We start from the raw sequence: 16,088 nt of genomic DNA, 5'->3' as shown, positions 1-16,088 counted from the left end.
AAATTAATCCACAAATAAAAATTCGTTGGTGCATAACAACACCTGAGCAAGCTGCTCGAGTTTGTCGAGTTGTTCGGCGGTGTCTTTCGTGAAGTCGGACGTGGCATTCCAGCTTTCGTTTGACGAAGCTTCGAGCGTGATCTCCCAGAGGTACTGATCGCTATTGAGTACTTTGTTGATATCCACGATGAAGTCGATTGTTCCGCCTGGTTGCACGGCCAACGTGTCAACATTCATATCGACGACGTCCATGTGGAGGCTGGCTGATGTCAGCAGTCCGCCAGACGAGCTGAAGATACTGGCGCGAATTCCATCACCTGGGGTTGCTTGATGGGTGACTTTGGAGCGAATCGCAACCGTCATCGCACGTGGAGCGGTCCAGCGACGAACCGCGGCATGCTGAACATCGTTTCCCGGATGGCCGCCGGTCGCGGTGAGCTGAACCCAGCCGAGTTTGGCATCAGGCCACGCGGGGCCGCCCTGCCAGGCTTGGCCAGTAAAATGTGGCAATTTCGTGAATCCCTCAAGCCGCTCTGTTTCGGAATCGTAGTGCCCAAAACCATAGCTCCACTCGAGTTCTCCGGTTTCGATTTTAGTCGGCTCTTCGGAAACCGGATGGGCTAACAACGTCAAAGCATCGGCCATTTCAATTTCACTCGGCGGTCGCTGGTAGGCAAGTTCGAACATTCGGGTGACCGCTTGCTGCGGTGGATCATCTCGCACAAGATTCGCCAGCGCTCGAGCACGCTGGAGCACCAACGGATGATTCATGAAGAACAGTGCTTGTTGAGGAACCGTCGTTTGATTTCGCTTGGGGACATGTAAGTCTGGGTTAGCAAAATCGAACATCCGCAACGCTGTCGGAAAGTACTGCCGATCGATTTGTCCATAGAGGCTGCGACGGTTCGGAAAAGGAGCCGCAAACATGTTGACAGGCTTGCCACCGACGCTTCGATCCAACGCCCCGGAAGCTTGCAGCAGCGAATCACGGAGTTCTTCAAACGAAACCCGCCGCGGATTCATTCGTGAGAGTAAGCGGTTTTCTGGATCGACTCGGGTCACACGTTGCCGAAGTTCGGCGTTTTCAGGCATCATCGAGCTTTGTCGATACGTCGCCGACAACACGATCAAACGATGCAGTGACTTGAGGCTCCAATCTTTCCGTATCCACTCCGCGGCCAGCCAATCGAGCAATTGCGGATGCGAGGGGGGATCCGCACGCACGCCAAAATCGCTGGGCGTCAACACTAAGCCGGTGCCAAAATGATGCATCCAAACGCGGTTAACCATCACTCGTGCGGTTAGCGGATTTTGCGGATCGATGATGGCTTGGGCTAGTTCCAATCGTCCGCTGCCAATTTGGAAGGGTTGCTGCGTTGGCCTGCGGATCGCGCTCAGAAACTGACGCGGCACATCGTCGCCCAGCTTCAATGGATTGCCGCGCAGAAAGATTCGCGGTTCGACCGGCGTCGCCAAGTCCACGAGCGAAACGGCGACAGGAATCGGTTCGGCGGCATTGATCAACCAGCGGTCGATTTCACCTTGAAGCTTCCACAGCGTGGTCACACTGCTACTATCGAAGAACGTTTCACAGTGCGAGATCGGGCTCTCTGGAACGCGGCACACCGGCGAATTCAACACTGCCCGCAGGGCTTCGGTATCGGCATCGTCCGACACTACCTCTGGATCGATTTGGGCAAAGACTTCACCGTATCGATCACAGACCTCGCGGAACGTTAGCGGCGAAGTACCAAAGGCTGCAGCAATTTTTGAGTTGACGTTTTGATTTCTCTCGGACGAATCGTGCCAACGCCGAGTGACTGCTTCAGCCTCGGTGGCGAACGTGGCCGGTTCGAGATCCACGTATGCATGCCACAGTGCAAAGACTGGATCGTGATTCTGTTTCGCAGCACGTAAATAGCCTTCCCACTGCCGCACGAATGCCGGGAGCAGATCCGATTTTTGAAAAATTTGATCAAAACCATCGGCCGGATATTTGTGCAATTCGGTTTGCGCAAACAAGTAATCCGCAATGCGTTCACGGGCCCGTTGTGAAGATTCGCTGGCCAGTTTCTGCATGGTTTCCTGCAGCGCCAGCTGTCGCTTTGCCAATTCGGCTTGAAACGCTTCGTCCCCAGGATGGTCCGTCAGCACGGTTTGTTTTTCGTAACAGCTGTCGAAAACACCGTATAGCGAATAGTAGTCGGCTGTCGGAATCGAGTCATATTTGTGGTTGTGACAGCGAGCGCAGGCGACTGTCAAACCCATCGTGCCACGCGTGACGACATCGATGCGATCATCAATCACATCACGCCGCACGCCCAGAAAGCGACGCCCTAATGTCAGTAGCCCCATCGCCGCCAAGTCCTCTGGTTGGCTGTCGGCGACCTGGTCCGCTGCGATTTGCAGCAACAGAAATCGATCGTAAGGCATGTCGTCGCGAATCGCTTTGACAACCCAATCCCGATACGTCCAGGCCTGGGTCCAAAATCGCTCTTCCCGCGCATACACGTAGCCTTTGGTGTCCGAATAGCGAGCGACATCGAGCCAGTGGCGTCCCCAATGTTCGGCATAGTGCGGCGACTGCAGCAGTCGTTCCACAAGTTTCTCATACGCTAACGGATCGTCATCGCGAACGAACGCAGCAACCTCGTCGGGCGTCGGTGGCAAACCGGTCAATGAATACGTCACTCGGCGGATCAGCGTGCGACGATCCGCAGGGGGTGATGGCGGCAAACCATGTTCGTTCCGTCGGGCCGCGATAAATGCATCAAGCGGTGTCTGAATCCAATCCGCGTCGCGAGGGTTTGGGACGTTGGGAATGGCTGGCCGCTCAACCGCTTGAAACGCCCAGTGATTTTCGCTGTGGCGGGGCGTTTGCTCAGCGGGCTGCATCGACTCCGCAGGCCACCGAGCACCACTGTCAATCCAGGCCTCGATAGAGCGTATTTCGTGCTCTGGCAGTTCTTTGTTGGGCGGCATTTCTAGGCCGCCTTCACGACGGATCGCCGAAACGAGCAAGCTGGCAGCGGCGTCCCCTGGCACAATGGCCGCGTCACTATCTCCACCCGTCAGTAGCGATTGCAGCGAATCTACTCGCAGACCTCCTTGCTGCTTTTTGGGGCCGTGACATTGACCGCAGCGCTCCAGCAGTACCGGCCGCACTTGTTGCTCGAAAAAATGTTCTTCTTGGTCCGTCATCGCAACTGTGTTTTCACCGCCACACGCAGTGGCAACAAATAGCAATGCCGACAGAGCCACGAATCCGGTTAAACAGATGGCATCCGCGGGGCGCAGGTTCCCAGACAAAAGTCTCGAGGGGGTCACGAGAAACATGATTCGTAGGTGGGGCGAGAGGCGGGGCTGGCAAATCGCAAGCAGGCTTAGAATGTACCCGATGTGAGGGGGCAATGCTTCGTTTTAATCTCCTCCCCCCAACTGTAGTGGCACTAAATAGACTTTGCGATTCGCTCTGTATACACTGGTGCGTCCCACTCTGCGTCTCCTGCCCGTGTGGTGCTTCCCCCTCCCTTTCCCTCCACTATCCCAGCCGATTTTCGATGCTACTGCGCTCTGTCTTTCCCTCTTTACTCTCTCTTTTCCTTGCTGTCACGGCCTGTTTGGCAGATAATCCCTCGGAAAAAAACGCCTCCGACACCGAGAAATTTCAAATCCTATTTAATGGGAATGATCTTTCGGGTTGGAAAGGTGTCGATGGCTTCTGGTCGGTCTCGCAAGGTGCGATCGTAGGCCAAACGACCGCCGACAACCCTACCAAAGGCAACACGTTCCTGGTGTGGCAAGGCGGCGAGGTCGCTGATTTCGAATTCCGCTGTAAAGTTCGCTTCGAAGGCAACAACTCGGGCGTCCAGTACCGTAGCGACATCGTCGATTCCGCAGGCTTTGTGCTGGCAGGATACCAAGCGGACTTGCATCCCAGTCCCAACTACTTCGGCATGATGTACGGCGAAAAGTTTGCTGGTCGCGGCATCATCGCCACTCGCGGCCAGAAGATTCACATCCAGGCCGATGGCGAAAAGAAAGTGCTCGCCAAGTTGCCCGCCACGGAGCAGCTTACCGACACGCAGTGGAACGATTTGCGGATCGTTGCCGTTGGTAACCGCATGATCCATCAAGTCAACGGCGTGACCACGGTCGATGTCACCGACGATCATCCCAAGGCGATGCGGAAAGGCGTGCTCGGATTGCAGTTGCACGCCGGACCGGCGATGAAAGTTGAGTTCCGCAACCTGTTGCTGCGAAACCTTGATGCGGAATCGGGCCAGCAGCTTGTTCGCAAGCTCTCGGAATCCGCTGCGGCGCCAAGCAAAGAGGACGCAGCGGCGGATCCGCAATCACCCGATGCGAAAAAGAAGTGGCTGACGAGTGCACCCGAAGCCCAGTGGATTTGGAACAAACAACCGACGAAGAATCAGAAGCTGTTCTTTCAAAAATCCTTTTCGCTCGCGGCGGCCGCCAAGTCGGCTCGCTTGTACACCACTTGTGACAATCATGTGAAAGTTTGGATCAACGGACAATTGGTGGGTAAAAGTGATGCGTGGCAAGAGCCTGTTGAAGCCGATGTCGCGAAATATTTGAAAGTCGGCGAGAACTTGATCGCGATCGAGGGCCAGAACGACGAAGGGACTGCGGCATTGGTGCTGAAGATGACCGCAGAGTTGGCGAACGATACCAAGACAACAATCATTTCGGACAAGTCGTGGAAGATCGCCGATAGCGTCAACGAAGGCTGGCAAACCGGCGCGGCCAACGCAGCGGCTTGGACCAGCGGCACACTGCACGTTGCCGGTAAACTGGGGGTCGGTCCTTGGAATGTTCCTAACTACGGTAACGCAGCCGGCGGCAACAACGATCCGCTGAACCCACGCCACATCATCACACAGCCTGGCTTTGTGATCGAGCGTTTGTACGAGGTCCCAAAATCTGAAGGGAGTTGGGTTTGTTTGACCACCGATGCAAACGGCGGTTTCTTTGCCAGCGATCAAGGTGACAAGGGGCTGTTTCATATCACCTTCGTCGATGGCAAAACCAAAGTCGAGCCGATCGTCGTCAAAGATCCCGAAAACGGCCAAGTCCTCTCGGGAGCTCAAGGTTTGTTGTGGGCGTTTGATTCATTGTGGGTGCACCGCAACGGCGGCCATCTGTATCGCGTGACCGACAGCGACCAAGACGGCAAACTCGACACTGCCGAACGTTACCCGAGCCGAACCGGCGGCGGTGAGCATGGCAACCATGCCCTGATTTTGACCGAAGACGGCAAGGGCATTTATATGGTCGGCGGGAATCATGCTCCGATGGGAGACGTTGTGTCCAAGCGAGTTCAGTCATGGGACGAAGACTTTTTGTTGCCACGGATGTGGGACGCTCGCGGTCACGCACGCGGCTTGTTGGCTCCCGGCGGCTGGGTCACGCGGCTCGATCCTGAAACCAAAGAACAAGAGCTGATCTGTATCGGATTCCGCAACGAGTACGACGTCGCGCTGAACCGATTCGGTGACATGTTCACCTTTGACGCCGACATGGAATGGGACATGGGCATGCCGTGGTACCGCCCCACTCGGATTTGCCAAGTCGTCAGCGGTGGCGACTACGGTTGGCGAAGCGGCAGCGGGAAATGGCGTCCGTATTTCGAAGACAGCCTGCCACCCGTCGTGGATATCGGTCCCGGTTCGCCCACCGGCGTTGCCTCGGGAATCGGAGCCGCGTTTCCAACGAAGTATCAAGAAGCACTGTATGCACTGGATTGGACCTTCGGAACGATTTACGCCATTCACATGACGCCCAACGGTGCGGGTTACACTGGCGAAAGCGAGCCGTTTGTCTACGGCACGCCGCTTCCGGTGACCGACGCGGTCGTCGGTTCGGATGGACACTTTTACTTTACCGTCGGCGGCCGCGGCGCTGCTTCGGCCTTCTTTCGTGTGCGTTATGTCGGTGACCAATCGACGGCGGCTCCCGAAACCAACGCGAGCGATGCCGCTGCAAAAGCACGCCAAACGCGGCGGATGCTCGAAGCCTTTCACGGCCGCGTCGACGCCAAAGCAGTCGAGACCGCTTGGCCGTATCTGGCGAGCGAAGACCGTTTTATTCGCAACGCAGCACGTGTCGCGATCGAATCGCAACCGGTTTCCCAGTGGGCCGATCGGGCCCTGAGCGAATCGGATTTGCAAAGCAAAATCACCTCGGCTGTGGCTCTGGCTCGACTCGGTGATTCGAGTCATCAAGGGCCGCTGCTAAACAGCTTGTTGGCGATGGAACCCGCCGAGCTTTCGGAGATGCAGCTGCTGGGGTTATTGCGAGCCTATGAGTTGGCGTTCATCCGCTTGGGCAAACCGAGCGAAGAACAGCGAAAACAGGTCATCGCGGAACTGGATGGTTTGTTGCCCAATGAATCTTCGGACGTCAATCGCGAACTCGTCACCATTCTGGTTTACTTGCGTTCGCCAACCGTGATTAGCAAGGCGATGAAGTTGATCAGCGAAGGATCCGAACCCGTGATTCCGGATTGGGAAGAACTGGCGAGCCGCAACCGAGGCTACGGAGCGAGCATTGACAGGATGCGTGAAAATCCACCGCCATCGCAAGAGATTGCATTGGCATTTGAGTTGCGGAATTTGGCAACCGGTTGGACGTTGGATCAACGACGAGCCTATTTCGAATTCCTGAATCGTGCTGCCAAAGGTTCCGGTGGCGCAAGCTATCCAGGGTTCTTGGAGAACATGCGAACCGAGGCGCTACAGACCTGTTCCAACGAAGAGCGTGAAGCACTGCAAGGCATCACCGGCGAGGATTTTAATCCCGTACCGGATTTTGAAATCAGTCCGCCCAAGGGGCCTGGGAAAAAATGGAAGCTTGACGAAGCGTTGGCCGCGACCGGCGGCAAGCCGGACTTCGAGCGAGGCCGAAGTTTGTTCTTTGCGGCGGAGTGTGGCAAGTGTCACCGCTTGGCCGGATTGGGCGGCGGCGTCGGTCCCGATTTGACCAGCATCCCTAACAAGTTTGACCAGCGGTATGTGGTCGAAGCGATTGTGCACCCCAGCAAAGACATTTCGGACCAATACGGTTCGACCAATGTGCTGGTGGACAGTGGGCAAGTTGTCACGGGAATCGTGGTCGACAAGGGTGACAAGATCGAGGTCTATCCGGTCAAAGCAACGGACAAGCCTGTCGTGGTATCGAAAGATGAGATCGAGGCGATGGAGCCATCAACGGTGTCGCAAATGCCCGAGGGTTTGTTGGACGCACTCAGCAAGGAAGAGATTCGCGATTTGATCGCCTACCTGATGGCCGCCGGTAACCCCGAGGACCGCCGCTACCAGAAGTAGCGTCAAAGAGCATTCGCCGTAGCGGAAGTCGTCAAGACTTTCGACGTCACGATGGTTCAGTGTCAGACATTACCAATGCAATCAGTATTCTGATTGCATTGGTAAAACGTTGACGGCTTGTTGATTTAGTGAGCCGCGACGCGTCAGCGGCCGGGGCTCACGCACGACCCGGCGACTTACGGCCCACGGCTCACCATTGCGATTTCCATTCGGATTATATCAACAAGCCGTTGGAATTCCGCTATTTTGAAATCGAGTTTGCTAACAGGCTGGAAGCCTGAGCTACGTTAGCGGACGGTGGCAGAGCCGTTAGCGTTTGCGTTGACGGCGGCGTTGGTTGATGCCGCACTTTGGGCGGCGGCTTGGGCAGTCCCTTGCGTCTGAGCGATCGCTTGTTGCTGTGCCGATGCAAAGGCAGCGAGCTGTGTTTCCATCGCGTCGGCGTGGGCCATCAATTCTGCGTTGGCCGATGCGATCGCTTGATCACGCATCTGCGAAATCTCGGCACGTCGTTGGCGTGCCGCGACGGCGATCATCGACGACAAATCGACATTGGCATCCAGGATGCCTGCGATACCAAACTCTCCGCCTGCGTGGCTGTGCGTTTGGGTTTGCGCTTGGGCCGATGCCGAGCCTTGGCTCTGAATCGCGGCTTCGCCCGACGTCAACAGGTTTCCGCTCTCCGCTGCCGCGTTGCTCGCTGCAGCGTCCGCGTGAGCTTGGCCTGCGGCGGCAATTCCGGTTGCAGTCCCTGCGGCAGCATGCGTGTGCCCTTGTGCGTTGGCTTTGATCATCGCCGCGGTGCGAAGTGGATTGAATTGACCAAAGATCGAATCATAAACCGCCACGTCGCTGTGGGTGATTTGGATCGGGGCGGCCGAGACACCGATACGTGCCTGCGTGTTGCTTGACGTCGCGATCTGGTTTTGCCCGATGTGTGCGTTGCCTCGGACATTGGCGTTCGCGCTGGCGTCCACGTGAGTGTTCGCGGCGGCTGAAAGAGCGGCAGACGAAGCAGCCTTGCCGGTCGCTTGAGCGCGGGCGGCCAAACGAGCCGCTTGGCGTGCGGTCGCTTCGATTTGGTTGTTCACTCGCGCGGTCACGTTACCAGCGATTTGAGCTTGGACGCGTTGCTGGACCTGAGCTTGGACTTGAGCCTGCACTTGCGATTGGATTTGATTTTGTACCTGTCCCTGTACTCGCTGCTGAACTTGTGCCTGGACCTGTTGTTGGACACGTTGCTGCGTTTGAGCTTGGGCTCCTGAAAGTGCACCGCCGAGGCCTTGAGCCTGTGCGGTGGTTGAGATCGCAGCACCTGCGACGACGACTGCGATTATCCGTCTGATTCGTTTTTGATCGTTCATCCGTAAAACAAGCTCCATGCGAGGGAATAGAGAAGTGATTGAGTGTTTGTTGGCGATGAGATCCACGACCATCGTGAATCGGGGTGGTAATTCGCGGGGGCCGCGTGTTACTAAGTGCTTTGAACGCCAACCCTCGGTCACTTCACCGGCACAGTACCTCATCCCGGTCCCGATACGCCAGACAGATTCGTTTGCCAATACGATTTTTTGATTGTTGCATCGATTTAATGCTTTCAAATTTTCCTCTTATCCGCCGCTCGCGAATCGCTTGTGTCGTCGCATGGTTGTGTGGCACCTTGGTGAGTTGTCTGTATGCCCAAGATCAACCCGCCGCAGTTCAATCCGCCGCTTTTGCAGGGTTTCCGGCGCCGCAGCAAGTTGGGTCGGCTGCTGAACAGCCCAGCGAGGGACAGCTCGCAATGTTGTCAATGTTGCAACAGCGGGTCACTAAAACCCCCAACCATTCCGATTCATGGCGGTCGCTGGGGCGATTGCAAAACACGCTCGGTGATCCCGACGCGGCTCTTGTTTCGATCCGCCGCGCGATCGAATTGGATCCGTATAACGCGGCCGCCCACTTTGATTTGGGGCAATCGTTGGTTGCGGCGGGACATGGTGACGAAGCACAAACTCATTTCGACCGTGTCTACGAGATCGCGCCGGCCAGTTCGTATGCGGATCAATTACGGCAGCAGGGGGTGGAGAATCGTCGCTCAAGTCATGCTGTGATGGGGACACCCAGTGTACCGCCATCAAAAGTGCAGTCGGCCATTGGTTTGCCAGCCAGAGCGGCGAGCTTTCCGGACGCGTCCGCCCTGCCCTTGCCTGCGGCATCGGCGGAGCAATCGGTCCAGCCCGCCAGCTATTCGATTCAGTCGTTTGATGGATCGGATAATCTGGAACAGCGTTTCGATGAACTCGAAAGCGAAGTCAAAGAGCCGCTGAATCGTCTGCGCGTCTTTTTCGAGACGGGCGTGCTGTACAACTCGAACATCACGTTGACGCCGATCAGTCGTGAATTGGCGCAAAGCGACGGTGCGAGTTTCCAGGCGTTCGCCAATCCTGATCTTGACTGGAAATGGATTCGCACTGAAACGACGCGGATGGGACCGATGTTCCGCGGCTACTTTACGGCGAACGAGCAACAATTCGAGCAGTTCAATTTGGCGAGCTTCCAGCCCGGAGCCTTCTTTGAGCGTGATTTTCAGCTCGGTCAAAACGAGGCGATCGGCCGTTTGGAATACATTTTTGCAAATGACTTTTTTGATGGCGACCAAGTCGGGGATCGTCATTCGGCAACCGCCTCGCTGACTTTGATTCGGCCCGATTTGGACGCCATCTATGGTTATTTGACGGTGGCTCAATCGGATTTCCGCGACGATGGTATCAACCCTGCTGCAACGTCCTTGGATGGCACCACCGTGACGGCGGGGATCAGCCGTTTCTTTCAAACCGGTTGGGATCGGTTGCCAACCTATTCGTTAGGGATCGATCTCGAATCGGCCGATACCGAGGGAGCCGACTATCGTTACCATTCGGTCAACTTGCACGGCTCAACAGGCTGGTCGATCAGCGATCGATGGAAGTTCATTCCAACGTGGGGCATTGGCTATCGCGACTACGCCGACTTCACAGGCCCCGTGGCTCGTGACGAGTTCTTTTGGCGGCTGCATGGTCGTTTGCAGTACGCGGTCACCGATTCGTTGACACTTTCGATGGTGGCCGGGCACGACCGTTTCGCATCCGACAATCAAGACTATGACACCGAACGGACCGAGGGGGGCGTCGTCTTGACGTTCACACGCTAGCGAGCTTAACGACCGCTCAACCAGGGTGCCGCTAGGCCTGCGATGCCCATCACAAACAATATCCCCAGCGTGATTCGCCGCAGTCGTGCACGTCCAAGCCAATTTCCAAAACGCAGACCAGCAAACGTGACCAGCAACAGCAATGGCGTCATCGCTGCGGCCATCAATCCAGGCTGAACGATCCGTGTGCCGAACGTGTAATACAGCAGCCCGATCGCGGGGAACATGCTGATTAAAAACATCCCAAACAGAAAACCGCGAATCCGTCGCGTGTCCCAGTCATGGGCTTGTACCCAAAACACAAGTGCCGGGCCTCCCATGCCCACAAGCCCTTGTAAGAACCCGGAAAGCGGGAAGGCAAGGAAGGCCCATCCGCGATGCAGCGAAGTTTGCGGGCGAGGGTTCAGCACCATCATGGCGATCGTCACGGCAAGCACGACACCGCCAACGACTTGCCGAAGCGTGATCACCGAATAGCTCTCGAGCGTTCGCAGCACGGCGATGCCAATCGGCAAAAACACAATCCGCGTGATGCCAGGGACTTTCAGCTTGGAAAACGAAATCGCATCACGCAGAGTCCAAACACCCCACAGATTTTGCGGGATCGTGGCGACCAACAACGATGTTTGAGCCTCCGGAATCGAATAGCCACACCACATCAACGCAGGGACAATGAATAGCCCTGCAGCAAAGCCGGCTGCGGATTGGACGAAGATCCCGATGCACAGGATCAATGCGAACGGAAGGATGGAAACGAGTTCGTTCATGATGATTCGCAGTGTAACCAGCCAAGTGCAGGTTCATAAGGAGCGGAATCGAAAACGACTCGGTACCCATCCGGTGAGCCGTGAGCCGTGGGCCGTAAGGCACCGGGGCGTGCGTGGGACCCGGCCGCTGACGCGTCGCGGCTCACTAAATCAACAAGCCGTTGACGACTTCCGCTACGCTAAACTCGGACAAGCTCGATAAAAAAACGCCAACGGGAATGAAATCCCATTGGCGTTTCTGTTTTAAAAACGATCCGAGCGACGCGGCTTATTCGTGCTGCATCAAGACGCAAATCGCCGAAGGAGCAAGCACCACGTTTTGGTTGTACGTCAATTCACCGGTCGTTGAGTTGACTGCGAACGAGGCAAGCGTGTGCGAGTTTTGGCCGGCCGCCAACAACCATCGTCCGCTTGGGGCGAGGTTAAAGTTGCGAGGTGTCGCTCCGCGAACGTGTTCGTGCTCGATCACCGACAGTTCCCCGCTTTGTGGATTCACTTTGAAAACGGTGATGGTGTCGTGGCCGCGGTTGGCGCTGTAGACAAATTTGCCGTTGGGATGGACGCGGATTTCCGAAGCACTTTTGAACAGTTCTTTGGCGAGTTCGGATTTGGAAACCGTTGGAATGGTTTGTTTGGGCGTCATCGTTCCTTGTTCGGCATCGTAATCGAACACGGTGACGCTGAGGTCGAGTTCGTTCAGCAGGAAAATCCATTTGCCATTGGGGTGGAATTTCATGTGTCGTGGCCCGCCGCCCAGTGGAGCTTGGCCAAACCCGTGTGATGTCAGCGTGGCGGTATCGGTGTCGACTTTGTAAATCATCACCTTGTCCAACCCGAGGTCAGGAACAAAGGCAAATCGCTCGTCGGGCGAGAAGCCAGCCCAGTGGGCATGCGGTGCTTCTTGGCGACCGGGCACGATGCGGGATCCCCCTTCGTGTTCCATCAGCGAGGTGCGTTTGTTGATCGATCCATCGGCGTGAAGTGAAAACGCAGCGACCGACCCGCTGCCGTATTGAGCGGTCATCAGCATCTTGCCTTGCGAATCGACCGCGACATGAGCGGCGCCGCCGTCACCGATGGCGACCGAATTTAGCAGCGTTAACTTCGCCGCTTTGCCGCTGCCGTCGATCTTAAAAGCCGCGACCGATGCAGTGCCGCCTACATCGCCCACCGCGTACAACACCGAGCCACTGGGATGCATGGCGAGGAACCCGGGGCCGCCCATCTCAGCCGCCAACGTCGGATCCGACAGTTTGCCGTTCTGTGTATTCAGCGTGCAGTGATAGATGCCTTTGCTCGGTTTGGCATTGCTGGTGCCGATCCAAACGCTAATGACAGCATTTTCGCCGGGTTGGGCCGCACCGGATGGCGTTTGGGAACTCATGATTTGTCCTGCGATAAAGAAGCCAAACAACAGAGTTAGAAAGGATGTGCGACGCGTCACGATGTTAGTTTCCTGGGGATTCGGAGAGGGGGGCTGATTCAGACGGGGTGTCTGCCTCAGTAGCCCCTAATCTAACCAACTTGGTCGCCGTTAGGGACGTCCGACGACGAGTCTGGGTAAGCTGCGAGGACCTTTGTGGATTGTCGGTTTTTATTAAAGATCGACCTCGAGGGCGCCGATCTAGTGATAAAGGTAGGTTGATGATTCGAGGGGGGATTCCTCGAAATAACGCGATTGGCTGCGGCGTTTTCTGCCTGATTTGTATCTTGCGAAATCGTAGGGGCGTTGGGATGTCCACAAACCCAATGGCTTGCGATCCGATGCAAGGATCAGACGGATTTGCCGCGCAAACGATCGCGAGTTTGCCATGTTGCGATCCGCATCGACAAAAACACTCTTTCTGGTGCTCGGCCTCGGATTGATCTCGATCCAAGCTGGCTGTGTCGCACTGAATATCCCCAGCGAGCGTTTGGCGGATCCTGAAGACGGCGGCGGCGTGCTAGGCGATTGGAAACACAATCGTTCCAAGCGAATCGCCACCAAGTTGCATCATGCATTCTCGGACCCCGTCGGGATCGAATCGACCGCGGTGTTCGCTGGTTCGGGCGCGTTTGATCCCGATTGCGCTCCAGGCGTCCCGGGGCACGCCGAACCGCTGGACGCCGCGGGTTACCCGATCGACCCGCGTTTCCCGGTCGACCAGGGGTTTGATGGCGGCGCACTCGCCGTCGACCCGTTCGATTCGTCGGTCGAGCAAGATGGATCGATCAAGGCGCCCGAGATCCCTTGGCCGCGATTCCACCCGATGCCGACTCGCCCCGTCTTTGGGGGTGGGATGCACTAGCAATCCCCAGTGTGACCGCGTCTTTTGGCGAGGGATGGTGCCCCGCCAAGTGGTTGCAAATGCTCGGAAAAGTCGAGCTTTCTGCCCAGAATCGCTCACTCTTTACGGACTTCGGATCGCCGAAGAGCGTGTTTCGCCTTCAGGATGTTAAGCCTGGTAAACCTTGCGGCGCGCGTTCAAAACGCATCAAGCGAATGAGCGGATTGTTCCGATGCAAACAGCCATACCGGTGATTCCGGTGTTTGGGCAGCGGGCGTTGTGGAGTCCGCTGAGATTGTGCATCCGAAAGATTCGGGTCTAGGGATATATGCTACCAACAACCCTACGTTGTCCGGCTGTCGGCCGCTTGATGTTTGCCAGCTTTGCCTTTTCGCTGGCTACTTCGACGCTGTCGCTGCCAGCTCAAACGCCGAGTGATTCGGACAAAAGCAGCAACAGCTCTCACGTTTCCAGTGCTCGTCAAACGCCAACGGTTTTGGCGATTCGCCGCGCCGCACCGGCCGTGGTGAACATTCATGGTCAAAAGACAGTGCGTTCGACCGCCGCGGGAATGGCCGGGGCCACTGGTCCCGATTCGTTCCGCCAAGTCAACGGGATGGGAACCGGAGTGGTCATCGATCCTCGCGGATACGTGATCACCAACTTTCACGTCGTCGAAGATGTCGACGATATCCTGGTCACGCTCGACGATGGCCAGACCACGACCGCCGAGTTGATTGCAGCCCGGATCCGCAACGACTTGGCCTTGATCAAAGTCAACGTGGACCGCCCGTTGCCAACGATCCCGCGAGGGACCAGCAGCGATTTGATGGTCGGCGAGAGCGTGATTGCGATTGGCAATGCATTTGGATACGTCCATACCAGCACCCAGGGCATTGTCAGTGCGTTACATCGCGATGTGCCTGTGAACGAGTCGCAAGAGTATCACGATTTGATTCAGATCAGTGCCGGAATCAACCCTGGGAACTCGGGTGGCCCGCTGTTGAACATTGATGGTGACATGATCGGCGTGAACGTTGCGGTTCGCGTCGGAGCTCAACAGATCGCGTTTGCGATCCCGATGGATCAAGTGGTTGATATCGTGACCGAGATGATCGACGAGCACAATGAGAAGCGTTTATTGACAGGTCTGCGAACAAACGGCGGACCCCGCGACGGCGACGGCGTGACTGTTGCCAATGTCTCCGCTAGCAGCCCCGCCGCACGGGATGGGCTGAAGCCGGGTGACCGCGTGGTCCGCGTTGGTTCTCAGCCAGTGGATGACCGACTTGATTTTGCTTTGGCGATGTTGAACGTCAGCCCCGGAGAGCAACTTGAGTTTGCAGTCGAGCGAGGCGGAAAACAAATCGACTTGGCGATGCGTACCGAGCAACCGCCTGCATCGGCATCGTCGACTGTCGAAGAATTGGCATGGTCACGAATTGGTATTCAGGTGCGTCCGGTTGCCGAATCAACGATTCGCCGGCTGAACACACGGATGCGTACGAAGTACCGCGGCGGTTTGTACATTGCCGGCGTTCGACCCGGATCGCCTGCGGACCAACAAGGGATCACCACCGGCGATGTCTTGCTAGGCATTCACGGCTGGCAAACCTCGAACATGGCCGACTTGGCTGGAATCCTCGAGCATCCTGACATGCAACGTGGTCCCAAGGCAAAGTTCTACATCGTGCGTCGTGAGCAAACGTTGTTTGGTCACTTGCAAATCGCAGCTCAAGCGGACAATTCCGCTCGCCGTTAAAGTTTCAGCAAAGAGACAGAATCGCTCGAATCTTATTTCGAAGCGAAGAGCCCGACGTGAACGTCCCGGGGCGAACTTGAGCTTAGCGACCCGCATCGCATTTCAAGTTTGCCGACCCAGCTGGGACGCGTGCGTCGGGCTTTTATCGTAGTGCTCTACCAGGTGCGAGCGGCTTCGTAGGCTGAGATTTTGTCTTCGTGCTGAAGTGTGAGCGCGATATCGTCCAGCCCGTTCAGCATGTTGTGGCGACGGCTTGCGTCGATTTCAAAGCTGCGTTCAAACCCAAGCTTGTCCGACACGGTTTGCTTTTCCAAGTCGACCGTCAACTCGTAGTCGGAATTCTCTGCCGCACGCTTGAACAGTTCGTCGATGTCGGATTCCGACAACGCGATCGGCAGCAAGCCGTTTTTGAAACAGTTGTTGAAAAAGATGTCGGCAAACGAAGGAGCGATGACCGCGCGAAAACCGTAGTCATCCAAAGCCCAGACGGCGTGTTCACGACTGCTGCCGTTGCCAAAGTTTTGGCGTGCTAGCAGCACTGAAGCCCCCTGAGCTTCGGGTTGGTTCAGTTCAAACTCGGGGTTCGGTGTGGTGCCATCATCAAGAAAACGCCAATCGAAGAACAAGAATTGGCCAAACCCCGTTCGCTCGATCCGTTTCAGGAACTGCTTGGGAATGATTTGGTCGGTGTCGACGTTGGCGCGGTCCAGCGTAACGGCTTTTCCGGTGTGTACGGTGAAGTTTTGCATAAGTTGAGGTCGGGGATCAAAAGCG

Annotated in this window: 9 protein-coding genes; 4 read left to right on the top strand and 5 right to left on the bottom strand. The window is 56.5% G+C overall.

Features of this window, described 5'->3' with window-relative positions; all coding sequences use genetic code 11:
* Positions 1-3 precede the first annotated feature (3 nt).
* Positions 4-3,309, bottom strand: a complete 3,306-nt coding sequence (locus tag ABD971_RS24465) for a PSD1 and planctomycete cytochrome C domain-containing protein (protein WP_345326420.1) — start codon at positions 3,307-3,309, stop codon at positions 4-6.
* 251 nt (positions 3,310-3,560) lie between these two features.
* Between ABD971_RS24465 and ABD971_RS24460 the strand changes: the two genes are divergently transcribed.
* The gene (locus ABD971_RS24460) at positions 3,561-7,346 is read left to right on the top strand and encodes a 3-keto-alpha-glucoside-1,2-lyase-like domain-containing protein (protein WP_345326418.1); all 3,786 of its coding nucleotides are present in this window, start codon (positions 3,561-3,563) and stop codon (positions 7,344-7,346) included.
* Positions 7,347-7,633: 287 nt separating this feature from the next.
* Here the strand turns inward: ABD971_RS24460 and ABD971_RS24455 are convergent, their stop codons facing one another.
* A complete protein-coding gene (locus ABD971_RS24455) occupies positions 7,634-8,710 on the bottom strand; it encodes a hypothetical protein (RefSeq protein WP_345326416.1) in 1,077 nt (358 codons plus the stop codon).
* Positions 8,711-8,937: 227 nt separating this feature from the next.
* On the opposite strand from ABD971_RS24455, the gene ABD971_RS24450 reads away from it, so the two are divergent.
* Positions 8,938-10,518, top strand: a complete 1,581-nt coding sequence (locus tag ABD971_RS24450) for a tetratricopeptide repeat protein (protein ID WP_345326414.1) — start codon at positions 8,938-8,940, stop codon at positions 10,516-10,518.
* A 5-nt stretch (positions 10,519-10,523) separates the two neighbouring features.
* Here ABD971_RS24450 and ABD971_RS24445 read toward each other — a convergent pair whose 3' ends face one another.
* Positions 10,524-11,285: a sulfite exporter TauE/SafE family protein gene (locus tag ABD971_RS24445; protein ID WP_339939032.1), complete on the bottom strand. Its 762-nt coding sequence runs from the start codon at positions 11,283-11,285 to the stop codon at positions 10,524-10,526.
* Between the two features lie 268 nt (positions 11,286-11,553).
* Complete coding sequence (locus ABD971_RS24440) at positions 11,554-12,729, bottom strand: lactonase family protein (RefSeq protein ID WP_339939030.1); 1,176 nt, start codon at positions 12,727-12,729, stop codon at positions 11,554-11,556.
* Between the two features lie 367 nt (positions 12,730-13,096).
* On the opposite strand from ABD971_RS24440, the gene ABD971_RS24435 reads away from it, so the two are divergent.
* Together ABD971_RS24435 and ABD971_RS24430 are read left to right on the top strand one after the other, a co-directional pair.
* A complete protein-coding gene (locus tag ABD971_RS24435; protein ID WP_345326411.1) occupies positions 13,097-13,573 on the top strand; it encodes a hypothetical protein in 477 nt (158 codons plus the stop codon).
* Between the two features lie 307 nt (positions 13,574-13,880).
* Complete coding sequence (locus tag ABD971_RS24430) at positions 13,881-15,314, top strand: trypsin-like peptidase domain-containing protein (protein WP_339939026.1); 1,434 nt, start codon at positions 13,881-13,883, stop codon at positions 15,312-15,314.
* 155 nt (positions 15,315-15,469) lie between these two features.
* Here ABD971_RS24430 and leuD read toward each other — a convergent pair whose 3' ends face one another.
* Positions 15,470-16,063, bottom strand: coding sequence for a 3-isopropylmalate dehydratase small subunit (gene leuD / locus ABD971_RS24425; protein ID WP_339939024.1), 594 nt, complete (start codon positions 16,061-16,063; stop codon positions 15,470-15,472).
* Positions 16,064-16,088 lie beyond the last annotated feature (25 nt).

The sequence above is a fragment of the Novipirellula rosea genome (assembly GCF_039541335.1).
GTDB classification, from domain to species: Bacteria; Planctomycetota; Planctomycetia; order Pirellulales; family Pirellulaceae; genus Novipirellula; species Novipirellula rosea.
Note: the sequence above shows the minus strand (reverse complement) of the source record. Positions and strands in the feature narration are given on the sequence as shown.